General features: G+C 74.1%; 22 protein-coding genes and 1 pseudogene. 8 read left to right on the forward strand and 15 right to left on the reverse strand.

Features of this window, described 5'->3' with window-relative positions; translation table 11 throughout:
* Positions 1-924 precede the first annotated feature (924 nt).
* Positions 925-1887, forward strand: coding sequence for a hypothetical protein (locus ACIGNX_RS33920; protein ID WP_396545521.1), 963 nt, complete (start codon positions 925-927; stop codon positions 1885-1887).
* Position 1888: 1 nt separating this feature from the next.
* Here ACIGNX_RS33920 and ACIGNX_RS33925 read toward each other — a convergent pair whose 3' ends face one another.
* From ACIGNX_RS33925 to ACIGNX_RS33960, 8 genes and pseudogenes are all read right to left on the reverse strand, one after another.
* Positions 1889-3052, reverse strand: coding sequence for an acyl-CoA dehydrogenase family protein (locus ACIGNX_RS33925; protein ID WP_396545523.1), 1164 nt, complete (start codon positions 3050-3052; stop codon positions 1889-1891).
* Positions 3049-4950 carry an acetyl/propionyl/methylcrotonyl-CoA carboxylase subunit alpha gene (locus ACIGNX_RS33930; protein ID WP_396545525.1) on the reverse strand — a complete coding sequence of 634 codons (1902 nt, stop codon included), beginning with the start codon at positions 4948-4950 and terminating at the stop codon, positions 3049-3051. The genes ACIGNX_RS33925 and ACIGNX_RS33930 overlap by 4 nt, the downstream gene beginning before the upstream one ends.
* 46 nt (positions 4951-4996) lie before the next feature.
* A complete protein-coding gene (locus tag ACIGNX_RS33935) occupies positions 4997-6592 on the reverse strand; it encodes an acyl-CoA carboxylase subunit beta (RefSeq protein WP_396545527.1) in 1596 nt (531 codons plus the stop codon).
* Complete coding sequence (locus ACIGNX_RS33940) at positions 6589-7743, reverse strand: acyl-CoA dehydrogenase family protein (RefSeq protein WP_396545529.1); 1155 nt, start codon at positions 7741-7743, stop codon at positions 6589-6591. Before ACIGNX_RS33940 ends, ACIGNX_RS33935 begins: the two co-directional genes overlap by 4 nt.
* A pseudogene (locus ACIGNX_RS33945) lies at positions 7740-9247 on the reverse strand (acyclic terpene utilization AtuA family protein). Before ACIGNX_RS33945 ends, ACIGNX_RS33940 begins: the two are co-directional and overlap by 4 nt.
* A 56-nt stretch (positions 9248-9303) precedes the next feature.
* Complete coding sequence (locus ACIGNX_RS33950; RefSeq protein WP_396545531.1) at positions 9304-10056, reverse strand: TIGR03084 family metal-binding protein; 753 nt, start codon at positions 10054-10056, stop codon at positions 9304-9306.
* A complete protein-coding gene (locus tag ACIGNX_RS33955) occupies positions 10053-10682 on the reverse strand; it encodes a TetR/AcrR family transcriptional regulator (RefSeq protein ID WP_396545533.1) in 630 nt (209 codons plus the stop codon). The genes ACIGNX_RS33950 and ACIGNX_RS33955 overlap by 4 nt, the downstream gene beginning before the upstream one ends.
* Positions 10683-10753: 71 nt before the next feature.
* Positions 10754-11155, reverse strand: coding sequence for a nuclear transport factor 2 family protein (locus ACIGNX_RS33960; RefSeq protein WP_396545535.1), 402 nt, complete (start codon positions 11153-11155; stop codon positions 10754-10756).
* 105 nt (positions 11156-11260) lie between these two features.
* Here ACIGNX_RS33960 and ACIGNX_RS33965 point away from each other — a divergent pair, with 105 nt between their 5' ends.
* Complete coding sequence (locus tag ACIGNX_RS33965) at positions 11261-12643, forward strand: FAD-binding oxidoreductase (protein WP_396545537.1); 1383 nt, start codon at positions 11261-11263, stop codon at positions 12641-12643.
* 22 nt (positions 12644-12665) lie between these two features.
* Here the strand turns inward: ACIGNX_RS33965 and ACIGNX_RS33970 are convergent, their stop codons facing one another.
* The gene (locus tag ACIGNX_RS33970) at positions 12666-14570 is read right to left on the reverse strand and encodes an intein-containing Rv2578c family radical SAM protein (RefSeq protein ID WP_396545539.1); all 1905 of its coding nucleotides are present in this window, start codon (positions 14568-14570) and stop codon (positions 12666-12668) included.
* Between the two features lie 46 nt (positions 14571-14616).
* Here ACIGNX_RS33970 and pnuC point away from each other — a divergent pair, with 46 nt between their 5' ends.
* Both pnuC and ACIGNX_RS33980 read left to right on the forward strand, forming a co-directional pair.
* On the forward strand, positions 14617-15258 hold the full coding sequence (gene pnuC / locus ACIGNX_RS33975; protein ID WP_396545541.1) for a nicotinamide riboside transporter PnuC: 642 nt from the start codon (positions 14617-14619) through the stop codon (positions 15256-15258).
* A complete protein-coding gene (locus tag ACIGNX_RS33980; RefSeq protein ID WP_396545543.1) occupies positions 15255-16406 on the forward strand; it encodes an AAA family ATPase in 1152 nt (383 codons plus the stop codon). Before pnuC ends, ACIGNX_RS33980 begins: the two co-directional genes overlap by 4 nt.
* Positions 16407-16410: 4 nt before the next feature.
* Here ACIGNX_RS33980 and ACIGNX_RS33985 read toward each other — a convergent pair whose 3' ends face one another.
* Complete coding sequence (locus ACIGNX_RS33985; protein ID WP_396545600.1) at positions 16411-17037, reverse strand: nitroreductase family protein; 627 nt, start codon at positions 17035-17037, stop codon at positions 16411-16413.
* A gap of 257 nt (positions 17038-17294) precedes the next feature.
* Here ACIGNX_RS33985 and ACIGNX_RS33990 point away from each other — a divergent pair, with 257 nt between their 5' ends.
* The gene (locus ACIGNX_RS33990) at positions 17295-18698 is read left to right on the forward strand and encodes a YibE/F family protein (RefSeq protein ID WP_396545545.1); all 1404 of its coding nucleotides are present in this window, start codon (positions 17295-17297) and stop codon (positions 18696-18698) included.
* On the opposite strand, the gene ACIGNX_RS33995 is transcribed toward ACIGNX_RS33990, so the two are convergent.
* On the reverse strand, positions 18625-18987 hold the full coding sequence (locus tag ACIGNX_RS33995; protein WP_396545547.1) for a DUF1304 domain-containing protein: 363 nt from the start codon (positions 18985-18987) through the stop codon (positions 18625-18627). The genes ACIGNX_RS33990 and ACIGNX_RS33995 overlap by 74 nt on opposite strands.
* Positions 18988-19089: 102 nt before the next feature.
* On the opposite strand from ACIGNX_RS33995, the gene ACIGNX_RS34000 reads away from it, so the two are divergent.
* Positions 19090-19389 (forward strand): hypothetical protein, encoded by a 300-nt coding sequence (locus tag ACIGNX_RS34000; RefSeq protein WP_396545549.1) that lies wholly within the window; start codon positions 19090-19092, stop codon positions 19387-19389.
* Between the two features lie 7 nt (positions 19390-19396).
* The gene (locus ACIGNX_RS34005; RefSeq protein WP_396545551.1) at positions 19397-20260 is read left to right on the forward strand and encodes a spermidine synthase; all 864 of its coding nucleotides are present in this window, start codon (positions 19397-19399) and stop codon (positions 20258-20260) included.
* A 32-nt stretch (positions 20261-20292) separates the two neighbouring features.
* Here ACIGNX_RS34005 and ACIGNX_RS34010 read toward each other — a convergent pair whose 3' ends face one another.
* From ACIGNX_RS34010 to ACIGNX_RS34020, 3 genes are read right to left on the reverse strand one after another with little or no spacing between them, the layout of a single operon-like run.
* Complete coding sequence (locus tag ACIGNX_RS34010) at positions 20293-20922, reverse strand: hypothetical protein (RefSeq protein WP_396545553.1); 630 nt, start codon at positions 20920-20922, stop codon at positions 20293-20295.
* A complete protein-coding gene (gene hisS, locus ACIGNX_RS34015) occupies positions 20919-22181 on the reverse strand; it encodes a histidine--tRNA ligase (RefSeq protein WP_396545555.1) in 1263 nt (420 codons plus the stop codon). Before hisS ends, ACIGNX_RS34010 begins: the two co-directional genes overlap by 4 nt.
* Positions 22182-22186: 5 nt before the next feature.
* Positions 22187-22888, reverse strand: a complete 702-nt coding sequence (locus ACIGNX_RS34020) for an MBL fold metallo-hydrolase (protein WP_396545557.1) — start codon at positions 22886-22888, stop codon at positions 22187-22189.
* Positions 22889-23032: 144 nt separating this feature from the next.
* Here ACIGNX_RS34020 and ACIGNX_RS34025 point away from each other — a divergent pair, with 144 nt between their 5' ends.
* Entirely contained in the window at positions 23033-23899 is an 867-nt protein-coding gene (locus tag ACIGNX_RS34025; RefSeq protein WP_396545559.1) for a peptidylprolyl isomerase, read from the forward strand.
* Between the two features lie 145 nt (positions 23900-24044).
* On the opposite strand, the gene ACIGNX_RS34030 is transcribed toward ACIGNX_RS34025, so the two are convergent.
* Positions 24045-24440, reverse strand: coding sequence for a hypothetical protein (locus ACIGNX_RS34030; RefSeq protein WP_396545561.1), 396 nt, complete (start codon positions 24438-24440; stop codon positions 24045-24047).
* Positions 24441-24445: the final 5 nt, after the last annotated feature.

Genomic DNA, 24445 nt, shown 5'->3' on the forward strand with positions numbered 1-24445 from the left:
GTCCTCTGGGCACTGCTGCGCGACGGCCGAACCTTCACACCGACCGCGCCACCACCGGCCACCACCGCAGCTTGACACGATCATTCAGATTCCTTTGCAGGGTGGAGGTGACTACCTGGCGGGCGGCCGGTTCAGGAGCCGGCCGGGTCGGGGTGGGCGGGCGCGGTGAGCGGCACGAGGGTCGACGCGGCGGTGGCGGGGCTCGGTGGGAGTCTGCGCAAGGCTTTCCTCCGCGGGGTGAGGAGACCCGGCGCGGATCACGCGCGGACTGCCAGTGTGCCCGAACCCGGGCCGTCGGGAGGCCGTGTCCGCACAACGGCGGAGATGCACGTGCGCCGCACCCGGACTACGTGATTGAGAAGCGTTTCAACGCTGTGGAGAAAATACGGCAGACCACCCGACCGAAACGAGAGGCGCGCGTCCCCGGCGGCGTCCGGAGAAAGTCCTCCCGGGCAACCGGGCGACTTTCGAGGCCGGCGCCCGGTCCCGGAAGGCGTCGCCGTCACCGCCGGCGGGGTCCACCACCAGCGAAGACGGGATCGGGTACCGACAATGCCACGCGGTCAACGTGACCTTCGGCATAGGGGTCGACCTTCTCGATCGGCAACGCTTGTCGGAACGGATTGCGATCGTTGCCGCAACGGGCCGACCGGGGCGGATGTGCGCCGCGTCACCTCAAGAGCCCGCGGACCGTGGGCCGCACCGCCCACCGGGACGGGGCCGGACGTCCGAACCCGGTGCGTCGATCGCCGGTACGTCCGCTGCGCGCCGCCGATGTTAATGAGAATTCAAACACGGCCCGTCCGGCGGGATTTCACCGTCCGATTCGGTCAAATTCACGCTCCGAAACCCGATCGGCTGTACCGCGCCGGTGATTTCGCACGATAACGTCGCTCGCCTTGTCCTTGGGAGAACGGAGCGAAGATGCCTACGCCAGTCGTCGGACCGGAATCGGGGACCCGCGATCCCCGACGGATCGACGCGGGGGCCGACCCCTTCGCGGACGCATTGCGTGCGGCGATCCGCACCAAAGGGCTCAGCCTCGAACGCATCCAGCACAAGCTGCGGAACCGGGGCGTCGCGGTCAGCATCGCCGCGCTGAGCTACTGGCAGTCCGGCCGCAGGCGACCGGAGCGACCCGGCTCGCTCACCGCGGTGGGCCACCTGGAGGAGATCCTCGACCTCGGCCCCGGCGCGTTGAGCTCGCTGCTCGGCCCGCCCAGGCCGCGCGGGAAGGCCCGACCCCGGTCGCGCGTGTCCGGGCCGGAGGGCTGGGTCGGCGAGAACGACTACGACACCATCGCCGAGCTGCTGGCCGACGTCGACACCAGCACCGACCAGGACCTGACCCGGCTCAGCCTGCGCGACCAGGTGGAGCTGGCGATGGACGGCAGCACCCGCCGGGTGCGCTCGCGGCAGGTGCTGCGCGCCGAGCGGTCGGGCGTGGACCGCGTGCTGCTCGGCTACGACACGCGCCTGCCCGGCGACCCGCTGCCGGTCATCGGCACGCTGCGCTCGTGCCGGCTGGGCCGGGTCTCCGCCGACCCGCGCAACGGCCTGATGGTCGCCGAGCTGCTGCTGGACCGACCGCTGCGCCGGGGCGAGCGGACCGCCGTCGAGTACGAGCTGATCCACGTCGCACCGCACCACCCCACGTTCGACAACACCCACTCGCGCCGCTTCCGCCACCCCGTCCGGGAGTACGTGCTGGAGGTCCGCTACGACTCGCGGTGCCGACCCGTGCGCTGCGAGCAGTTCACGACCGGCCTCACCGGTGGGGACCCCACCGACGTGCGCGAGACCCCGGTGGACACCTGGGGCTACGCGTACGCGGTCGCGCTGGACTTCGGCCCCGGGGTGGTCGGCCTGCGCTGGGAGTGGGCCTGATTCAGTAGGAGCGCGGCAGCCCCAGGGTGTGCTGCGCCACGAAGTTCAGGATCATCTCCCGGCTGACCGGGGCGATGCGGGACAACCGGGACGCGGCCAGCATGGCGCCGAGTCCGTACTCGGACGACAGCCCGTTGCCGCCGTGGACCTGGATGGCCTGGTCGACCGCCCCCGCCACCGCCTCCCCCGCCGCGTACTTGGCCATGTTGGCCGCCTCACCAGCCGCCCGGTCCTCCCCAGCGTCGTAGAGAGCCGCGGCCTTCTGGGTCATCAGCCTCGCCAGCTCGACCTGGATCGCGCACTGCGCCAGCGGGTGCGCGATGCCCTGGTGCGCGCCGATCGGCGTGTCCCAGACGGTCCTGGTGCGGGCGTACTCGCTCGCCTGGTCCAGTGCGCGGCGGGCCATGCCGGTGGCGAAGGACGCCGCCATGATCCGTTCCGGGTTCAGGCCCGCGAACAGCTGGGCCAGGCCCGCGTCCTCGGTGCCGACCAGCGCGTCCAGGGGCAGCCGGACGTCGTCGAAGAAGCAGGTGAACTGCTTCTCGGGCGACAGCACCTCCATTGGGATGTGCCGGAACGTGAAGCCGGGCGCGTCGGTCGGCACGACGAGCAGCGAGGGGAGCAGCCGCTGACCGGTCGCGTCGACGTGCCGCGCCACCACCATCACGGCCTCGACCTCGTCCACGCCGGAGATGTAGGTCTTGCCGCCGTTGAGGACCCACTGGTCGCCGTCGCGGTGCAGGGCGGTGCTGAGCTTGTGCGAGTTGGAGCCCGCGTCGGACTCGGTGATGGCGAAGGCCATCTTGGTGGTGCCGTCGGCGAACCCGGGCAGCCACCGCCGCTTCTGGTCGGGGGTGCCGTAGCGGGAGACGACCGTGGCGCAGATGGCGGGCGAGACGACGGTCAGCAGCAGCGGGCAGCCCGCCCTGGCCAGCTCCTCGCACACCGCGGCGAGGTCGCCGATGCCGCCGCCACCGCCGCCGTACTCCTCGGGCACGGCCACCCCGAGGTAGCCCAGCCGCCCGGCCTCGGCCCACAGCTCGTCGGTCTTCTCCCCCGCCTTCGCCTTGGCGGTGAAGTACTCCTGGCCGTACTCGCCGGCGAGGTCGGCGACGGCCCGGCGCAGCGCGCGCCGCTCCTCGCTCTCGGTGAAGTCGATCGTCATGCCCCGGCCGTCCCTTCGCTCGACCCCGCACCCGGGTCCTCCGCCACCACCGCGAGCACGTCGCCCGCGTCGACCTGCTGACCTGCCCGCACGGGCACCTCGGTCACCGCTCCGCCCGCGGTGGCGAGGACGCGGTGCTCCATCTTCATCGCCTCCAGCACGAGCAGCTCCGCGCCGGCCTCGACGCGCTGCCCGGGCTCGACCGCGACCCGCACCACCGTGCCCGGCATCGGCGCGACCGCCGCGCCCGCGGCGACCTCGGCCCGCGGTGGCGGGAACCGGGGCAGCAGCCGCAACGACACCGCGCCCACCTCCACCCGGTCCCCGTGGACGGCGACGGGGTGGGTCGTGCGCACCCCGCCCCGCTCGAACGTCACCGCGTCCGGCGAGGCCGCCACGACCACGAGGTCCAGGCCCGTCTCCACGCCCGCGCGGGTGTGCCGGTAGTCGACCTCGACGGTGTCCTCGCCGTGCCCGAACGCGACCCGCTGCGGCTGGGAGGCCAGGTTGCGCCAGCCCAGCGGCAGGTTCGCGCGCCTGCGCTCGGCCAGCGCGAGGGCCGCGGCCAGGGCGGCGGGCCGGACGTCGACCAGCTCGGGGGTGGTCAGGCCGTGCTCGTCGAGGAAGCCGGTGTGGGTCTCGCCCGCGCCGAACGCCGGGTGCCGCAGCGTGCGGACCAGCAGGTCGCGGTTGGTGACCAGGCCGTGCAGCTCGGCGCGCTCCAGGGCGGCGGCGAGCTTGCGGACGGCGGCGTGCCGGGTCGGGGCCCAGGCGATCACCTTGGCGAGCATGGGGTCGTAGTGCACGCCGACCTCGCTGCCGTCCTCCACGCCGCTGTCCACGCGCACCCCGCCGGGCACGGCGAACCGGTGCAGGGTGCCGCTGGACGGCCGCCAGTCGTGCGCCGGGTCCTCGGCGTACAGGCGCGCCTCGACGGCGTGGCCGTCCGGGGTCGGCGGCACGGCGGGCAGGCGGGCGCCCTCGGCGATCGCGAGCTGCCAGGCGACCAGGTCGAGGCCGAACACCTCCTCGGTGACCGGGTGCTCCACCTGCAGCCGCGTGTTGACCTCCAGGAAGTGGAACGAGCCGTCGTCGGCGAGCAGGAACTCCACCGTGCCCGCGCCGACGTACCCGATCGCCTCGGCGGCCCTGGTCGCGGCGTCGAACAGCCGCGCCCTGACCTCCGGCGTCACGGCCGGGCTCGGCGTCTCCTCGATGATCTTCTGGTGGCGGCGCTGGACGGAGCACTCGCGCTCGCCCAGCGCCCACGTGGTGCCGTGCGCGTCGGCCAGGACCTGCACCTCGACGTGCCGCGCGCGTTCCAGCAGGGGCTCGCAGAACACGGTGCCGTCGCCGAAGGCGGACTCGGCCTCGCGCCGGGCCGCGGCGACCTGCCCGGCCAGCTCGGACGCCGACCGCACCACCCGCATCCCGCGCCCGCCACCGCCCGCGGACGCCTTCACCAGCAGCGGGAACTCGTCGGCGGTCGCCGGGTCGAGCTCGGGCAGCACGGGCACGCCGGCCGCGGCCATCCGCTCCTTCGCCGCGACCTTGGACCCCATCGCCTCGACGACCGCGGGGTCCGGTCCGACCCACGTCAGGCCGGCGTCGAGCACCGCGCGGGCGAAGGCCGCGTTCTCGGACAGGAAGCCGTAGCCGGGGTGCACCGCGTCCGCGCCGGCGGCCAGGGCGGCGGCCACCAGGGCGTCACCGCGCAGGTAGGTCTCCGCGGGCGCGGCACCGGGCAGCCGGACCGCCGCGTCGGCCTCGCGCACGTGCGGCGCGTGCTCGTCGGGGTCGGCGAACACGGCCACCGGCGAGACGCCGACCTCGCGGCACGTGCGGATCACCCGACGGGCGATCTCGCCCCGGTTGGCGATCAACAGCCTGCGGATCATCGGCCCTCCAGCGGCGGGTTCGGACGGACATCGCGGTTCATCGCCCTCACATCCGGAAGACGCCGTAGCGGTCGGTGCCCTCGACCGCGCCGCTGTGGATCGCCGACAGGCACAGGCCCAGCACGGTGCGGGTGTCGCGCGGGTCGATCACGCCGTCGTCGTAGAGCCGGCCGGACAGGAAGGCGGCGACCGACTGCCGCTCGATCTGCTCCTCGACCACCGCGCGCATGGCGGCGTCGTGCTCTTCGTCGTAGGGCAGCCCCTTGGCGGCGGCGGCCTGGCGGCCCACGATCGACAGCACGCCCGCGAGCTGCTTGGGCCCCATCACGGCCGACTTGGCGTTGGGCCAGGTGAACAGGAACCTCGGGTCGTACGCCCGGCCGCACATGCCGTAGTTCCCGGCGCCGTAGGACGCGCCCATCACCACGGTCAGGTGCGGCACGCGGCTGTTCGACACCGCGTTGATCATCATCGCGCCGTGCTTGATGATCCCGCCCTGCTCGTACTGCGCGCCGACCATGTACCCGGTGGTGTTCTGCAGGAACAGCAGCGGGGTGTCGCTCGCGTTGGCGAGCTGGATGAACTGGGTGGCCTTCTGGGCCTCCTGGCTGAACAGCACCCCGCGCGCGTTCGCCAGCACGCCGACCGGGTAGCCGTGCAGGTCGGCCCAGCCGGTGACCAGGCTGCCGCCGTAGTCGGGCTTGAACTCGTCGAACCGCGACCCGTCCACAACCCGGCCGATCACCTCGCGCGGGTCGAACGGCACGCGCAGGTCGGTCGGCACCAGGCCGAGCAGGTCCTCCTCGTCGTGCAGCGGCGGCTCGACGGCCTTCGGCGCGGGCCCGAGCTTGCGCCAGTTGAGCCGCGCCACCACGCGCCGGGTCAGCCGGAGGGCGTCCAGCTCGTCCTCGGCCACGAAGTCGGCCAGGCCGGACGTGGTGCCGTGCATCCGCGCGCCGCCCAGCGACTCGTCGTCGGACTCCTCGCCCGTGGCCATCTTGACCAGCGGCGGGCCGCCGAGGAACACCTTCGAGCGCTCCTTGATCATGACCACGTGGTCCGACATGCCCGGGACGTACGCGCCGCCCGCGGTGGCGTTGCCGAACACCGTGCTGATCGTCGGGATGCCGGCCGCCGAGAGCCGGGTCAGGTCGCGGAACGCCCGGCCGCCCGGGATGAAGATCTCGCTCTGGCCGGCCAGGTCCGCGCCGCCGGACTCGACCAGCCCGATCAGCGGCAGCCGGTTGGCCAGCGCGATGTCGTTGGCCCGGAACGTCTTGCGCAGCGTCCACGGGTTGCTCGCGCCGCCGCGGACGGTCGGGTCGTTGGCCACGATCACGCACTCGACGCCCTCGACCACGCCGATGCCCGTCACCACGCTGGCGCCGACCGGGTGGTCGGTGCCCCACGCGGCCAGCGGCGACAGCTCCAGGAACGGGCTGTCCGGGTCGACCAGCAGCTCGATCCGCTCGCGCGCGAGCAGCTTGCCGCGCCGGTGGTGCCGCTCGGTGTACTTCGGCCCGCCGCCGGCGAGCGCCTTGGCGTGCTCGGCGTCCAGCTCGGCGAGCCGGTCCAGCAGGGCCTGCCGGTTCGCCGCGTACTCCGGCGAGCGGCGGTCGACCGCCGTGCGCAACGTGCTCATGCCGTGTACCCCAATCGCCGTGCCGCCAGCTCCGCCATGACCTCGGTCGCGCCGCCGCCGATGCCGAGGACGCGGGCGTCGCGGTAGTGCCGCTCCACCTCGGCTTCGCGCAGGTAGCCGAACCCGCCGTGCAGCTGCACCGCCGCGTCCACGACGAACGAGCACGCCTCCACGGCCGCGTTCTTCGCGAAGCACACCTGCGCCACGACCTCCTCGCCGGCCAGCACCCGCGCCGCCACCTCGCGCGTGTACGCGCGGGCGAGGTCGACCCGCTGCGCCATCTCCACCAGCCGGTGGCGGACGACCTGGCGCGCGATCAGCGGCCGGCCGAACGTCTCCCGCCCCCGCGCGTAGGCCGCCGTGAGGTCGAGGCACCGCTGGGCCGTGGCGTAGGCCTGCACCGCCAGCGAGACCCGCTCCACCTGGAACTGGCGCATGATCAGTGCGAACCCGGCGTTCTCCGGGCCGACCAGGTTGGCCGCGGGCACCCGCGCGTCCACGAAGGACAGCTCGGCGGTGTCCGAGCAGTGCCAGCCCATCTTCTCCAGCCTGCGGTCGACGGCGAACCCGGGCGTGCCCTTCTCCACCACCAGCAGGCTCACGCCCTGGTGGCCGGGACCGCCGGTGCGCACGGCCGTGGTGACGAAGTCCGCCCGGTCACCCGAGGTGATGAACGTCTTGGTCCCGTTCACCACGTAGGTGTCACCGTCGCGACGGGCCGTGGTGCGCAGGGCCGCCACGTCCGAACCGCCACCCGGCTCGGTGATGGCGAGCGCCCCGATCAGCTCACCGGCCACCGTGGGTTGCACGAACCGCTCGACGAGGTCCGCGTCGCCCGCGTCCACGATGTGCGGCAGCGCGATGCCGTGCGTGAGCAGCCCGGCGACCAGCCCGGACGACCCGCCCGCGAGGATCAGCTCCTCGGTGGCCACGACGGTGTCGATCAGGTCGCCCGCGCCGCCGACCGACTCGGGGAAGCCGAGCCCGAGCAACCCGATCCCGGCCGCCGCGCGGTGCAGCGACCGGGGCAGCTCGCCCGCCCGCTCCCAGTCCGCCAGGTGCGGCACGACCTCCCGCTCGGTGAACCGGCGCACCACGGCGCGCAGGTCACGGCGCTCCGGTGTCTCGAACAACGCGGACGTGGTGGTCACAGCAGGGCCTCCGGGACGTCGACGTGCCGCGAGCGCAGCCACTCGCCCAGGGCCTTGGCCTGCGGGTCGAAGCGCGTGGACGAGGCGACGCCGTCGCCGAGCAGGCCGTGCAGCACGAAGTTCAGCGCGCGCAGGTTCGGCAGCTCGTGGCGGTCGACGTCGCCAGCCTCGGGCAGCAGCTCCTTGAGCCGGGCGACGGTCAGCTCCGCCCGCAGCCACTCGTACTGCGCGTCGGTGCGCACCCACACGCCCAGGTTGGCGTCACCGCCCTTGTCACCGGAGCGCGCGCCCGCGATCGTCCCCAGCGGGACGTTCCTGGTGCTCATACCTCCACCACCTCCCCGCCGGGCAGCACGGCCCGGTGCGGCACGGACGCCCGCGGCACGTACGCGGCCCGGTAGACGCCGAACGGCGTGCCGTCGCCGGGCGGCGCGGTGACGTGGAAGCCCGGGTAGGACGCCAGCGCCAGCTCGACCCCGGCCCGGGAGAACGCCTTGGCGCGCTTCGGGTCGGGCGTCTTCACGGTCACGTGCAGCAGCGCGCTCGCCGTCTCCTCGGTGTCGGCGTCGGGGTGGTCGGTGCGCGCCAGGGTCCACGTCAGCCCCTCGCCGCCGATCGCCGCCTCCAGCTGCCGCCGGACCAGGTCGGCCTTCGCCTCGACGTCCAGCCCGGTCAGCACGAACGTGGTGGCGTTGCGGAACCCGCCGAGCGCGTTCAGGCACACCTTGAGCTCCTCGGGCGGCGGCGAGCCCCTCACCCCGGAGATCCGCACGCCGCGCGGGTGCGGGTCGAGCCGGATCGTGTCGAAGTGGCTGACCACGTCCGGTCCGGGGTAGGCGGGCGCGCCGATCTCGTAGAGCAGCTGGGCGGTCACGGTGTCGACGGTGACCGCGCCGCCCGTGCCGTCGTGCTTGGTGATGACCGACGAGCCGTCCGCCTCGACCTCGGCGACGGGGAAGCCGGGCGCGGTCGCGTCGAGGGAGGTGAAGAACGCGTAGTTGCCGCCGGTGGCCTGCGCGCCGCACTCCAGCACGTGGCCGGCGACCGTCGCGCCGGCCAGCGCGTCGAAGTCCTCCCGGCCCCAGCCGTGGTGCGCGGCGGCCGGGCCGACGACCAGCGACGCGTCCGTGACGCGGCCGGTGACCACGACGTCCGCGCCCGCCTTCAGGCACTCGGCGATGCCCCACGCGCCCAGGTAGGCGTTCGCGGTCAGCGCGTCGGGGAACCGCTCGCGCAGGTCGTCCCCGGTCACGTGGGCGACCTTCGCGCCGAGGCCGAGCCGGTCGATCGCCTCGGCGAGCCCCCGCGGGTTCAGCCCGCCCGCGTTGGAGACGATCTTCACGCCGCGGGCCAGCGCGTCGGCGAGGTTCTCCTCGAGCTGGCGCAGGAACGTGCGGGCGTAGCCCAGGCCCGGGTCCTTCGCCCGGTCGCGGCCCAGGATGAGCATGGTCAGCTCGGCCAGGTAGTCGCCGGTGAGCACGTCGAGGTCGCCACCGGTCAGCATCTCGCGGACCGCGCTGAACCGGTCGCCGTAGAAGCCCGAGGCGTTGCCGATGCGGATCACGGCCGCACCTCGCGGTCGCGCCCCGGGCCGGGCGGGCCGGCGAACGCCTGCGCGACGGGCAGCCAGGCCGTGGCCACCTCGCCCACGGCCGTGACGGCGAGGTCGTCGCGGTGCCGGCGTTGGGTGGCCAGCAGGCAGAAGTCCAGCGCGGGCCCCGTGATCCGGTCCGCCGCGTCCTCGGGGCCCCACGTCCACGGCTCGCCGTCCGGTGCGACCAGCTCCACCCGGACCGGCACCTGCGGCACGGGCAGGCCGTTGACCAGGAACGACCAGCCGAACGTGCGGACGGCGAGGTGCGCGACGTGCTTGAGCCGGCGCGTGGGCTCGCGGGTCGCGCCGAGCGCGTCGGCCACGTCCTGGCCGTGCGCCCACGTCTCCATCAGCCGGGCGGTCGCCATGGAGGCCGCGCTCATCGGCGGCCCGAACCAGGGCATCTTCACGCCCGGCGGCAGCGTCGCGAGCGCGTCGGCCAGCTCCGCCCGGCCCCGCCGCCACTGCTCCAGCGTGACCGGCTCGCGCGCGCCCTCGTCCACCATGTCGGCGGTGGCGCGCGTCAGCGCCGCGGTGAACGCGCCCGGGTCGCGCGCGGCGAGCGTCGCCACGCGGTCGGTCCAGCGCAGGTGGCTGATCTGGTTGGCGATCGTCCAGCCCTCGGCGGGCGTGGGGACCGACCAGTCGGGCAGCGGCGCGACCAGGTCGTCGAGCACCTGGCTCTCGGCGCGCAGGTCGTCCAGGAGCGCGGTGATCACGGTGCCCGCCCTTCGAGGAGTGCCTCCAGCACGTGCGACCAGTGCCGGACGATCCGGTCGCGCCGCCTGCCGTCGTCGGTGAGCTGGTTGGCCAGGGCGAGGCCCCGCACCAGGTCGAGGGTGGCCTGCACGGTCTCGCGGACGCCCGGCCTGGCCTCGTCGGCGCCCAGCAGCTCGACCGCGAGGCGGTGCGTCTCGCGGCCGAGGCGGGCCTCCAGCGGCACCACCACGGTCTTCAGCTCGGGGTCGGTGCGCGCGGCGACCCACAGTTCGAGCGCGGCGGTGAACAGGTCGCTGGCGTAGAAGTCGGCGATCAGCGCGACGACGGCGCCGATCCGCTCCCCCGGCGTGCCGCCGTCGACCCGCCGGGCGCGTTCCCTGAGGTCGGAGACGCTCTCCGCGCCGAGGTGCTCGACCGCGGCGGCGACCAGCTCGCCGCGGGTGCGGAAGTGGTGCAGCTGCGCGCCGCGGGACACGCCCGCGCGTTCGGCCACCAGGGTCGTCGTCGTGCCCGCCCAGCCGCGCTCGACCAGGCACTCGACGGTCGCCTCCAGCAGCTTGCGCCGGGTCTCGCGGCTGCGGTCGGCCTGGCGCCGGGTCTCCCGCTGCCCGGTTTCGGTGGTCATGCGACCGAGTGTTCCGCGCCAACTAACAAACAGTCAAGACTGATTGTTAGTTGGCGCGGACCCGGCACCCGCTACCAGCCGCCCTGGACCATCGTCTGGAACAGCCACCTCCCGTCGGTCTTGACCAACAGGTCGCCGTACCGCACGACCTGGGAGGACTCCCCGACGGTTATGGTCGCGTCGGTGATCACGAACACCAGGTTCGCGTTGACGAAGACGGGCGTGCGGACGGACTCCATGCGCACGTCGCCGTCACCGAGGTTCGCCGCCATGTCCTCCAGGAACCGCGCGCGGTCCCACGACTGAACCGCCCCGTCGGTCACCGCGTTGACCGGGAACAGCGCCAGGTCGGCCATCGCCTCGACGTCCTTGGCCACGGCCAGCGCGTCCCACCGCTCGAACCACGCGAGCACGCCGGCCACGTCCTCGTCGGTCGGCGTGAACCCCGCTCCACTACTCGGCACAGCACTCATGTCGTACAGTGTACCGTACGCTGTACGAAGAAAGGCACGAGCCTCCGAACAGCGGTTCTGCGCCTGTCCGGCACCTTGTTGGATGGGGGTCGGGGAGGAGTCGGCGTGCTTTCGAGACGTGGTTTGCTGCGGTGGGCGGGTGCGGCGGCCGTCGCGGGACACCCGGGCCCGCGACCCCGGCCGGGGCGGTGGGACCGGCTGCGCGAGCGCCTGGCGGGCGAGCTGCTGGTGCCCGGGGACACCGGCTACGACACCGCCCGGCTGCCGTTCAACTCCCTGTTCGACCACCACCGACCGGCCGCGATCGCCCGCTGCGCGCGGGCCGACGACGTCCGGTACTGCCTCGACGAGGCCCGCCGGTCCGACGTCCGGGTCGCCGCCCGCGGCGGCGGCCACAGCTACGCCGCCTACTCCACCCCGCACGACGGGCTGGTGGTCGACCTCGCGCCGATGAACGGGGTCGACGTGCGGGCCGACGGCACGGTCCTGGTCGGCGCGGGCGCCCGGCTCCGCGACGTCTACGCGGCGCTCGCCGCCGCCGGCCGGTGCCTGCCCCTGGGCAACTGCCCGTCCGTCGGCATCGCCGGGCTCACCCTGGGCGGCGGCCTCGGCTGGTCGCAGCGCACGTACGGCCTCACGTGCGACTCGCTGCGGGCGGCCCGGGTCGTCACGGTCGACGGCCGCCTGGTCACGGCCTCGGCCGAACGCGACGCGGACCTGTTCTGGGCGCTGCGCGGCGGCGGGGGCGGCAACTTCGGCGTCGTCACGGCGTTCGAGTTCGCCACCGCGCCCGTGCCCGAGGTGCTGACCGTGTTCCGGCTGCGGTTCCCGGCCGGAGCGGCGGCGGACGTGCTCGGCGCGTGGGAGCCGTGGATCGCCGACGCACCGGAGCACGTGTCCAGCACCTGCGTGGTGCTGCCCGACGGTGCGGTGGACGTGACCGGCTGCTCGGTCGGCCCGGCCGGGCCGCTCCGGGCGGAACTGGCGCGGCTGGGGCTGTCCGGTCCCCTCGAACACGCCGAGGTCGACCACCCGACCGCGACGTCGGTCATGACCGCGGGCCACCCGCCGCGCAACGCGTTCCGCGCCTCGTCGCGCATCGCCGACCGCGCGTGGCCGGACGCGGCGGCGGTGGCCGACACCCTCCGGGGTCGGGACGCCGTCGTGCTCGTCGTCGGCGCGCTCGGCGGTGCGATCGACCGGCTCGGCCCGACCGACACGGCCTACCCGCACCGGGGCGCGCGGACATCGGTCGAGGTCTTCGGCACCGTCGGCGACCTGCCGGCCGAGCACGTCACCCGGGAGGTGGACGAGGTGCAGTCGGCGTTGGCGCGGCTGATCGGCGTCGGCACCTACGTCAACTACCTCGACCCGGAGCAGGAGGACTGGGCGCGCACGGCGTACCGGCACAACCTGCGCCGGCTGCGCTCGGTGGCGCGCCGTTACGACCCGGACCGCGTGCTGCGGTTCCCGCGGTCGGTCCGCTGACCGGCCACCGGGGCCCGGGGCGTCAGAGCAGGGTCAGCTGCTCCTGCGCCACCGGCGCCGCCGGGGTCGAGGACGGCAGGCTGCCCTCCGGCCACCGGCCCCCGTCGTCGCCCGGCACGCCGACCGCGTCCCGCCCGCCCTTCGCCCCGAGGCCGTGGCGGACCAGCAGCGGCTCGATGCGCGCCGCCAGCCGGCGCCGGTACCGACCGTCCACGGAGGACCCCCGCGCGTACAGCTCCCGGTACTCCCCGACCAGGTCGGGCCGCTCCCGCGCGAGCCACCGGGCGAACCACTCCCGCGCGCCGGGCCGCAGGTGCAGCGGCAGCACGGTCACGCCGGTGGCGCCGGCCTCCGCGATCGAGGCCAGCAGCGCGTCCAGCCGCTCCTCGGAGTCGGTCAGCCCGGGCAGCACGGGCGCGACGAACACCCCGCACGGCAGCCCGGCCTCCCGCACCCGCCGCACCAGTTCCAGCCGCGCCCGCGGGCTCGGCGTGCCGGGCTCCAACCCGGCCTGCAACTCGCGGTCCAGCAGCGCCAGCGACACGCCGATGCCCACCGGCACCTGCTCCGCCGCCCGCGCGAGCAGCGGCAGGTCCCGGGACAGCACGGTGCCCTTGGTCAGGATCGAGAACGGCGTGCCGGAGTCGGCCAGCGCCCGGATGATGCCGGGCATCAGCGCGTACCGGCCCTCCGCCCGCTGGTACGGGTCGGTGTTCGTGCCCATCGCCACGTGCTCGCGCCGCCACCGCCGGGACCGGAGCTGCCGCCGGAGCACCTCGGCGGCGTTGACCTTCACCACGACCTGGGTGTCGAAGTCGCGCCCGGCGTCCAGGTCGAGGTAGGTGTGGGTGTTGCGGGCGAAGCAGTTGTGGCTGACCAGGCCGTTGGCCACGAAGTCACCGGTGCCCGTGGTGATGTCGTACAACGTCCGCGTCACGCCCAGCGACTCCACCGACACCACGGACAGCCGGGGCGCCGTCGGCACCGGCACGCCGTCCACCGCGCTGCCGTGCGCGGTCGCCGGGCCGACCAGGTGCAGGAACCGCAGCCGCTCGGCCAGGCCGCCGGTGATCCGGATGCCGCGCACCTCGATCACGTGCGCCACCCGCAGCCGCGCCAACGCCACCACCGCGGCCTCGAACACCGCGCTGTCCGAACTGGACAGGACCACCTCGCCGCCGGTCGAGCTGCCGCGCGCGTCGAACAGCCCGGCCAGGAAGCCCTTGGCCCACTCCTCCCCCGGCGCGGTCGGCCACTCGACCAGCTCGCCCTCGCGCGGCACCCGGCCGCCGGCGAACTCGCGCACGCGCGCGAGCACGTCCGGGTGCGTGGGCAGGCCGCCGCGCACCGAGCCCCACAGGTAGCCCGACCGGTACTGCGCGTCCCGCGCGGGCGGGGTGGCGAACCGGCCCGTCCCCACCAGCCGGGAGCCCTTGGCCAGGAACGGCCGCTCCTCGAAGTCGGCGCACCGGCCCGGCGTCAGGTGCTTCCAGCCCTCGTCGGTCAGGAACCGGTGGTCGCCGCCCGCCACGACCCGCGTGCCGTCGCCCAGCGTCAGCCGGTAGGCGGGCTTGGCGGTCGTCCAGAGCGCCTGGACGCGGGTCGCCACGAACCGGCCCTGCGACGTGCCGAAGACCTCCTCCCCCACGGCCAGGTCCGCGATGGGCTTCGTCCGGCCGTCCGCGAGGAGCACGGGCGTGTCACCCGTCAGGCAGTACGTGCAACCGTGCGTGCACCCCCGGTAGGGGTTGACCGTCCACCGGAACGGCAGGCCGTCGCCGGGCACCTCGTTGAGCACGGACTTGGCGTTCACCTCGTGGAACACGACGTCGGCGAAGTCGGGAGTTCGTACGCTGCGCACCAGTCCCGGCAACCCCGGCAGAGCCTGCTGCCGGTCCGCCCCGTCCTTCTGCCCGTCCCATCGCATGTCCACATTCGAACACGTGTTCGATAACCGGTCAAACGGAGTACCTGTGCCAGTGCTGGACGTCATCCTGTGGCCCTTCACCACTTCCGCGTTCACGTTCGCGGGCGTCGCCACGAGCTGGGGCGAGGTGGCGGGTTTCGTCACCGGCGCGCTGTGCGTGTGGCTGGTGGCCCGGCAGAACCCGTGGAACTGGCCGATCGGCATCCTCAACAACCTCGCCTTCCTCGTGCTGTTCGCGGCCGGCGGCCTGTACGCGGACTCCGGCCTCCAGGTCGTCTACGTCGCGCTCGCGCTGTACGGCTGGTGGTCGTGGCTGCGGGGCGGTACCGAGCGCACGCCGCTGCCGGTCGGCCGCACCACCCGCGCGCAGTGGTGGTGGCTGCTCGGCACCGGAGTGGCGGGCACCCTGGTGCTGGTGTGGGTGCTGACCGCGTTCAGCAACTCGACCGTGCCGTGGGCCGACTCCGCGACCACCGTGCTGTCCCTGCTGGCGACCTGGGGTCAGACCCGCAAGAAGGTCGAGTGCTGGTGGCTGTGGATCGCCGCGGACGTGATCTACGTGCCCCTGTACGCCTACAAGGACCTGTGGCTGACCGCGATCCTGTACGTCGGGTTCCTGGCGCTGTGCGTGCTCGGCCTGCGCAACTGGACGAAGGCGTTGCGCGAGGACGAGGTGGTGACCGCGTGACCGGATTCGAGGTGACCGGCTCCGGGGTGACCGGCTCCGGGGCGACCGGCTCCGGGGCGACGGACTTCGAGCACGCGTTGGTGCTGGGCAAGTTCTACCCCCCGCACGCCGGTCACCACCACCTCATCCGCACGGCCGCCGCGCGCAGCAGGCGCACCACGGTGACCGTGCTGGCGTCCGGCGCGGAGTCCATCCCGGTCGCCGACCGCGTGGCGTGGTTGCGCGCCGAGCACGCGGGCACGCCGGGCCTGGTCGTGCTGGGCGACGTGGACGACCACGAGATGGACTTCCACAGCGACGCGGTGTGGGAGCTGCACATGGGGGTGGCGCGGGCCGTGCTGGCGCGGCGGGCCATCGTGGACGGCGACCCGGCGGGTGCCCCGGTCGACGCGGTGTTCAGCAGCGAGCACTACGGCGACGATATGGCCGAGCGGCTGGGCGCGCGGCACGTGCTGGTCGACCTCGACCGCGGCGCGTTCCCGGTGTCGGGCACGGCGGTGCGGGCCGACCCGCGCGGCCAGTGGCACCACCTCGCCCGGGCGACCCGGGTCGGGTTGTGCGCGCGGATCGTCGTGCTGGGCGCGGAGAGCACGGGCACCACGACGTTGTCGCGCGACCTGGCCGAGGCGTTGGGCGCGCCCTGGGTGCCGGAGTACGGCCGGGAGCACACGGAGCTGAAGCTGGCCGCCGCGCGGGCGTTCGACCCGGACGCCGGAGTCGAGGATCTGGTGTGGACGGTCGGCGACTTCCAGGACGTGGCGCGCAGGCAGCGGGAGCTGGCCGACGCGGCGGTGGACGGCCCGGTGCTGGTGTGCGACAACGACCCGTGGGCGGCGACCGTGTGGGGCCACCGCTACCTCGGCGCGCCGCACCCGGACATCGCCTCGGATGCCCACCGGCCCGCCCTGTACCTGCTGACCGATCACGTCGGCGTGCCGTTCGAGCAGGACGGGTGGCGGGACGGCGAGCACCTGCGCGCGTGGATGACCGAGGAGTTCCGGGCCGGGCTCGCCGCGCGGGGCGTGCCGTGGCGGCTGGTCACCGGGTCCCGGGACGAGCGGCTGCGGCACGCCCTGGCGGCCTGCGAGGAGGCGGTGGCGGAGCACTTCCGCTTCGCCCCGCCGTTGGCGCCGCGCGAGGCCCGGTGAGGACTCAGACGGTGACCAGGACCTGGTCCAGCGACTTGCGGACCAGGTCGGGCACCACGCAGTCGTCGGCCGGGTAGCCGACCGGGATCACCGCGAACGCCTTCTCGTTGCGCGGGCGGCCCAGCACCTCGCCGAGGAACTTCATCGGCGAGGGCGTGTGGGTCAGCGCGGCCAGCCCGGACAGGTGCAGCGCGGTCAGCAGCATGCCGACCGCGATGCCCACCGACTCGTCCACGTAGTAGTGCTTGCGCCGGCTGCCGTCGGGGGCGAGGTAGTAGCGCTGCTGGAACACGACGATCAGCTCCGGCGCGTCGGTCAGGTGCGGCTTCACGTCGTCGGTGCCCAGGGGCCGCAGGGCGTCCAGCCACTCGTCGCCGAGCCGGCCCGCGTAGGAGACGCGTTCCTCCTCCTCCGCCGCCTCGCGCACGCGTCGACGCACCTCCGGGTCCTTGACCAGGACGAACGTCCAGGGCTGCTGGTGCGCGCCGCTGGGGGCGGTCGCGGCGACGGCGATGGCGTCGAGCACCACCTGCTCGGGCACCGGGTCGGCCGAGAACATCCGCACGGTGCGGCGCTCGTCCATCCGGGCGCGCAGGTCGGCGGCCGTGCGCAGCGACTCGTCGACCGGCATCCTGGCCGGTCGGTACGGGACCGGCGCGAAGGCGCGGCCGTGAATGGGTGTCCAGTTCGTGGTCACGGGGCGAGCGTGGCACCCGGCCGGGACCGGTCGGCGGAAACACACCGAAGCGCGCACCGTTCTGTCCGACATGCGGACGGCCGGGGTGGGCGGGCAGTATGTGCGCCGTGCGCGCCAAAGATCTTCTCGCCGCCCGTGGGCACGGGCACGGACACGGGCACGGCGGCCCGGTCGGCCCGGCGTCGGCGCGGGTGCGGAAGTTGTTGCTGGTGCTGCTGCTGCCGCTGGTGCTGGCGACGGTGGTCGGCGCGCTGGTGCTGTACCCGTTCGGGCACGACCAGCGCACCGGCGCGGAGGCCGGGCTGGCGCAGCAGCCGGTGCGCGGTGACGTGACGGCGGTGGCGCGGGGCGGGTGCGGTCCGGACGCGGGCGACCCGGGCGCGACCGGCTGCGTGCTGGTGACCGTGAAGATGAGCGACGGCGCGGCGGCGGGGCGGGAGGTCCGGGTGCCGGTGCCCGACCAGCCCGGCACGCCGACGTTCACCGTGGGCGACGCCGTGGTGCTCTCCTACGGCGGCGGCGACCCGGGCGACAGCACGTCCTACCAGTTGGCCGACTTCCAGCGCGGGGTGCCGCTGCTGCTGCTGGCCGTGCTGTTCGCGGCGGCCGTGCTGCTGCTGGGGCGGTGGCAGGGGTTGGCGGCGCTGGGCGCGCTGGTGCTGAGCTTCGTGGTGCTGGTGCTGTTCGTGCTGCCCGCCATCCTGGCCGGCGAGGACCCGTTGGCCGTGGCCGTGGTCGGCGCGGGGTTGATCATGTTCGTGGTGCTGTACCTGACGCACGGGCTGTCCGCGCGGACGTCCACGGCGGTGCTCGGCACGCTGGTGAGCCTGGCGATGATCGGCGTGCTGGGCGCGTTGTTCTCGGCGTTCGCCAAGTTGACCGGGTTGGACCAGGAGACGGCGAACCTGGTGTCGTTGCTCGGGCACGGCATCGACACCCGCGGGCTGCTGCTGGCGGGCACGATCATCGGCGCGCTCGGCGTGCTGGACGACGTGACGGTGACGCAGACCAGCTCGGTGTGGGAGCTGCGCCGGGCGAACCCCTCGCTGGGGTTCCGGGAGCTGTACGCGGCGGGGTCGCGGATCGGGCGCGACCACCTCTCGTCGGTGGTGAACACGCTGGTCATGGCCTACGCGGGCGCGGCGCTGCCGCTGCTGCTCGCGTTCACCCTGTCGGGGCGCACGCTGGGCGAGATCCTGACCGCCCAGGAGGTGGCGCAGGAGGTCGTGCGCACGTTGGTCGGCAGCATCGGGTTGGTGGCGGCGGTGCCGGTCACCACGGCGTTGGCGGCCTGGGTGGCGGGGCGCGAGCCCGTGCCGGAGGTCGAGCGCCGTGCCGCCGACGAAACCGCCGTCGACGAAGCCGCCGACGAAGCCGCTGACGAAGCCGCCGACGACGAGGCCGGCACCGACCAGGCGGGAGCCGCGCGGGCGGACGTGGACCCCCTGTGGCGGCGGCACGTGCGCGGTGACCTGCGCACCGGGTACGACCCCGCCAAGGGGCCGTGGCGACGGCCCCCGGTCAGCGGGCCAGCAGCACCAGCAGCAGCGCGATCGCGGCGGGGACGGACTGCACGAGGAGGATCCGACGGCTGACCGTCGCCGCGCCGTACAGGCCCGCCACGATCACGCAGACCAGGAAGAACACGGCGAAGGCGAAGCCGGTCGTGCCGCGCGCGACCAGTGCGAAGACCAACCCGGCGGCCAGGAAGCCGTTGTAGAGGCCCTGGTTGGCGGCCAGCACCTTCGACGCGGCGGCGAACTCGGGCGTCGTGCCGAACGCGGCGCGCCCGCGCGGCGTGTTCCAGAGGAACATCTCGAGCACGACGATGTAGAGGTGGATGGCCGCGACGAGCGCGGTGAGGACGTCTGCGGCGAGCTGCACGACCGAGCAGCGTAACGGCGGTCCGCGGCGACGTCTCGGACGGTCGTTCGAACCACTCCACCGCGCCCCGCGCGGGGCACGGGGGTCGGTACGGTGTCCGGCATGCTGCTGGGTCTGGCCGCCCGGGTCGTCACCGGGCTGGTGGCGGGGGTGCTCGCGCTGCCGCGCATCGCCGACGCGCTGGAGAAGCTCGCGGAGCTGCGGGGCGCGGTGGAGCGGTTGGAGCAGTTGGCCACCTTCCTGGCCAACGAGATGCCCGAGGCGCTGCACCAGCTGGAGGCCGTGCAGCACGAGCTGGAGGCCGTGCGGGCCCAGTTGGAGGCGGTGCGGCGGCAGTTGGCCTGGCCGGGCGGCGCGGGCGAACCCGACCGCGAGCGCCGCTCGCGGGCCGTACCGGGATAATCGCCGGGTGGGACGGATCCGGAAAGCCGACGAGACCATCAGCCGGGAGGTCGACTCGGGCATCGCGGAACTCGTCCCCGACCAGGACGTGCCCAGGGCGTGGACGCTGCGGCTGAACGGCACGCCGCAGTCGCACGTCGACCTGGACGACCCCACGCACCTGGAGTTCGAGTACCTGCGGCGGTTGGGGCACGTGGCCGACCTGGTCGCCCCGGCGGGCGAGCCGATCCGGGCGCTGCACCTGGGCGGCGGCGCGTTCACCCTGCCCAGGTACATCGCGGCGACGCGACCGCGGTCCGGCCAGCAGGTGGTGGAGATCGACCCGGCGCTGGTCGACCTGGTGCGCGGGGTGCTGCCGCTGGACCGGAACTGGCGGCTGCGGATCCGCAACGGTGACGCGCGGGCGGTGCTGGAGAAGGCGCCGGAGGACGCGTTCGACCTGGTGGTGACCGACGTGTTCGCCGGTGCCCGGACGCCGGCGCACCTGACGTCGGTCGAGTTCGTGGGGTTGGCGTCGCGGGTGCTGCGGGCCGGGGGCGTCTACGCGGCCAACATCGGCGACGGGGGCAAGCTGGCGTTCGCCCGCGCCCAGGCCGCGACGGTCCGGGCCGTGTTCCGGCACGTGTGCGTGCTGGCGGAGCCGGCGGTGTTCCGGGGGCGGCGGTTCGGGAACTTCGTGCTGGTCGGGTCGCACGCCGAGCTGCCGGTGCCGGCGCTGACGCGGTTGACGGCGGGCGACCCGTTCCCCGGGCGGGTGGAGCACGACGAGTCGCTGGTCCGGTTCATCGGCGGGGCGGCGGTGACGACGGACGCCACGGCCAGGCAGTCCCCGCCACCGCCCAGGGGCACGTGGGGCCTGCCCGACGACTGACGGCGCGGTCCTCGGGACGACCTGGTGGCGGGTCAGGTCTGGTCGAGGGTGCTCACGAAGCGGGAGATGGCCTCCGGGGTCAGCTTCTGCGCCAGGCGGCCCGCCGGTGCCAGCGCGCCCAGCCGGTAGAGCGGGCGGTCGGCGGCGGCCAGGCCGCGGGCCTCCGCGCGCAGCTGGGCGATCAGCAGTTCGGAGAAGACCAGGCCCGGGGCGTCGCCGCGACCGGCCAGGACGTCGGCCAGCTTCCGCAGCGGGAAGACGCCCTGCTCCCGGCCCCCGGTGCCGGCGTAGGTGGCCAGCGCCAGGTTGATCGCCTTGCCGCCGCCCCGGACGAACAGGCCCACGGTCCGCGCGCCCCGCACGTCGGTCACCAGCAGGTCGAGCTGGTCCGCGGTGTGGAGGTCCACCGAACGGGTGCCGAACGCCCGCACCGACAGCACGTGGCCCTCCAGCCACACCCGCCGCTTCGCCTCCGACCACGCGAGCAGCAGCAGCGGCACGGCGAAGACCGCCGCCGTCACCAGGCCGGCGGTCCGGCCCGCGAGCAGGCCCAGCAACCCGCCGAACGCGGCGGCGACGATGAGCGCGCCGATCGCGACCGTCCGCGCGCGCTTGCGCACCGCCTTCGGGTCCAGCAGGTCCAGGGCAATCCGCTCGCTCACCGGCCCAACGCCTCCAGCACCGAGGTCACCACGTCCTCCAGCGGCACCTCGCGCTGGTCGCCCGAGGCCAGCTCCTTCACCTGCACGACACCCGCGTCGAGGTCGCGCTCGCCGAGCACGAGCGCGAACCGCGCGCCCGAGCGGTCGGCGCCCTTCATCGCGCCCTTCAGGCCCTTGCCGCCGTAGGACAGGTCGAAGCGCACGCCGGCCGCGCGCAGCGGCGCGGACAGCGCGACCAGCCGCGACTTCGCCGTCTCGCCCAGCGGCACGCCGTACACGTCGCAGCGCGTCTCGTCACCCGGCGTCACGCCCTCGGCCTGGCACGCCAGCAGCGCCCGGTCGACGCCGAGGCCGAAGCCGACGCCGGACAGCGGCTGCCCGCCGAGCTGCTCCATCAACCCGTCGTACCGGCCGCCGCCGCCGATGCCGGACTGCGCGCCGAGCCCGTCGTGCACGAACTCGAACGTGGTCTTGGTGTAGTAGTCCAGGCCCCGGACCATGCGCGGGTTCTCCGCGAACTTCACGCCCAGGTCGTTGAGGTAGCCCTTGACCTGCTCGTAGTGCGCCAGCGACTCGGCCGACAGGTTGTCGACCATGAGCGGCGCGTCGGCGACGAGGGCGCGGACCTCGGGGCGCTTGTCGTCCAGGACGCGCAGGGGGTTCAGCTCGGCCCGCCGCCGGGTCTCCTCGTCCAGCGGGAGCTTCGCCAGGAACGCCTGGAGCTTCTCCCGGTACTGCGGCCGGCACGTGGAGTCGCCCAGGGAGGTCAGCTCCAGCCGGAAGCCGGTGAGGCCCAGGGCGCGGAAGCCCGCGTCGGCGACGGCGATCACCTCGGCGTCCAGCGCCGGGTCGTCCACGCCGATCGCCTCGACGCCGACCTGGTGGAACTGGCGGTAGCGGCCGGCCTGCGGCTGCTCGGCGCGGAAGAACTGGCCGGCGTAGGCGAGCTTCACGGGCAGCTGGCCGCGGTCCAGGCCGTGCTCGATGACGGCGCGCATCACGCCCGCCGTGCCCTCGGGCCGCAGCGTGATGGACCGCCCGCCGCGGTCGGTGAAGGTGTACATCTCCTTGCTGACCACGTCGGTCGACTCGCCGACACCGCGCGCGAACAGCGCGGTGTCCTCGAAGACCGGCAGCTCGACGTAGCCGTAGCCGGCGCGGCGCGCGGACGCCACGAGCGTGTCGCGGACCGCGAGGAACTGCGCGGAGGTCGGGGGGAAGTAGTCGGGCACGCCCTTGGGCGCGGCAAACGTCGTCACGGTTTCTACAGTCCTCGGTGAGGTGCGGCAGGCGCGTCGGGTGAGCCGAGTTCCAGCAGGAACGGGTTGCTCACGCGCTCGCGGCCGATGGTCGTCGTCGGTCCGTGGCCGGGCAGCACCACCGTGTCGTCGGCCAGCGTCAGCACCTTGGTGCGCAGCGACGCCAGCATCTCGCGGTGGTTGCCGCCCGGCAGGTCGGTGCGCCCGATGGAGCCGGCGAAGAGGGTGTCGCCGGACAGCACGAGCCGTCCGCCCTCCTCGGTGCCGGCGCGGAACATCACCGACCCGCCGGTATGGCCCGGCGTGTGGTCGACGGTCAGCCGGAGGCCGGCCAGGTCCAGCTCGACGCCGTCGGCCAGCTCGCGCACCTCGCGCGGCTCCCGCAGCTCGATGTCGCCGCCGAAGAAGGACTTCGACTGGGCGCTCATGCCCTTGAGCGGGTCGGCCAGCATCCCGCGGTCGTCGGGGTGGATCCAGGCGGGGATGTCGTTGCCGTCGCAGACGGGCGCGACGGAGAACGTGTGGTCGAAGTGGCCGTGCGTCAGCAGCACGGCGACCGGGGAGAGCCGGTGCTCGCGCAGCGCCTCGGCGATCGGCTCGGCCGCGTCCTGGCCGGGGTCGACCACCACGCACGCCTCGCCCGCGCCGGTGGCGAGCACGAAGCAGTTGGCCTGGAGAGCCCCGGTCGGGAACCCGATCACCAGCACGGGATCACCTCTCGACGGCAACGGATCGACAACGGATCCCAGCGGACCCCCGGACCAGCCTATCCGGCATACACAGGTCACATGCGAGCCCCCTAGACTGCTCTCCGATCGTCGCCGTCGACGCAGAGATCAGGGAGGTTGCAGGTGCCGACCAACGTGCAGCGCCGCGAGCAGGCCAAGCGGAAGCTGGAACGCCAGCTCGTCCGCCGGGCGGAGCGCGCGAAGCGGCGCCGGATCATCGCCGTGGTCGCGACGGCGGCCGTCGTCGTCGTGGTGGCGGGCGGTGTGTACCTGCTGGCCGCGACCGACGTCTTCAGCTCGAAGAGCGACGACGCCGCCGCCGCCAGCTCGACCTCGGCCGCCCCGATCCAGATCCCGACCGAGGTCAAGGCGCTGCCGACGCGCCCGACGCCCATCGCGGACCCGGCCACCTGCGAGTACCGGCCGTCGAAGGAGCCCGCGTCCAAGGAGGGCACGAAGGCCCCCGAGGGCAGCGCGCCCGCGACCGGCACCGCGACGGCCACCATCAAGGCCAACATCGGCGAGCTGAAGCTGACGCTCGACCGCGCCCTGGCCCCGTGCGCCGTGAACAGCTTCGTCAGCCTGGTCAAGCAGGGCTACTACGACGGCAGCACGTGCCACCGCATCGGCACCGAGGGCCTGCAGATGCTCCAGTGCGGCGACCCGACGGGCACCGGCACCGGCGGCCCCGGCTACACGTTCGACAACGAGACCTGGCCGGAGCTGACCTACGGCCGCGGCTACCTGGCCATGGCGAACGCCGGCGCGGACCCGGAGACGCAGAAGGGCACGAACGGCAGCCAGTTCTTCATCGTCTACGGCGACGCCCAGCTGTCCCCCGACTACACGGTCTTCGGCAGCATCGACGAAGCGGGCCTGAAGCTGATCGACGACGTGGCGCGCGCGGGTCACGACGGCTCGTTCGACCCGTCGCCCGGTGGCGGCAAGCCGAACAAGGAAGTGAAGTTCGAGACGGTCACCGTCGCCTGATCGGGCGGTTCGACGCGCGGGAGCCCGGCACCCGGGAGAGGGGTGGCCGGGCTCCCGCGTCTTCCCCGTCGGGTGGTGAGGCCGACGTGCGCCGATCGTGGCAGCCGGTGATGACGTTTCGCTGACGCTGGGCGGCCTCGCGCCCTCAGCCGCGGCGGGGGCGGCGCAGGCCGCGGACGAGCCGGTCCAGCCCCGGGCGCGCCCACCCGGGGACGCCCTTGGCGAGCCACGCGAAGTGCGCCGCGAACAGCACCACCCACAGGCCGGTGAGCCACGCCGGCACGTGCGAGGCGTCCCGCGCCACCAGCTCCTGCACGGGCCACGCCCACACCAGGCACCACAGCAGCGCGAGGACGCCCGACACCGCCGCCCGCACGCGCCGGTCCCGCCGGGCCGCGTCGAAGTCGTGGAAGGCGAACACGACCAGCAGCAGCACGCCGCCGATCACGCACTCGAACGGCTCCCACGCGCCTTCGGCCGACGACGTGCTCAGCACCGCCGCGACGGCCGCCGCGAGCAGGGCCACCTGATCGAACTTCACGACCA

This window comes from Actinosynnema sp. NPDC053489, from assembly GCF_044544865.1.
GTDB lineage: Bacteria > Actinomycetota > Actinomycetes > Mycobacteriales > Pseudonocardiaceae > Actinosynnema.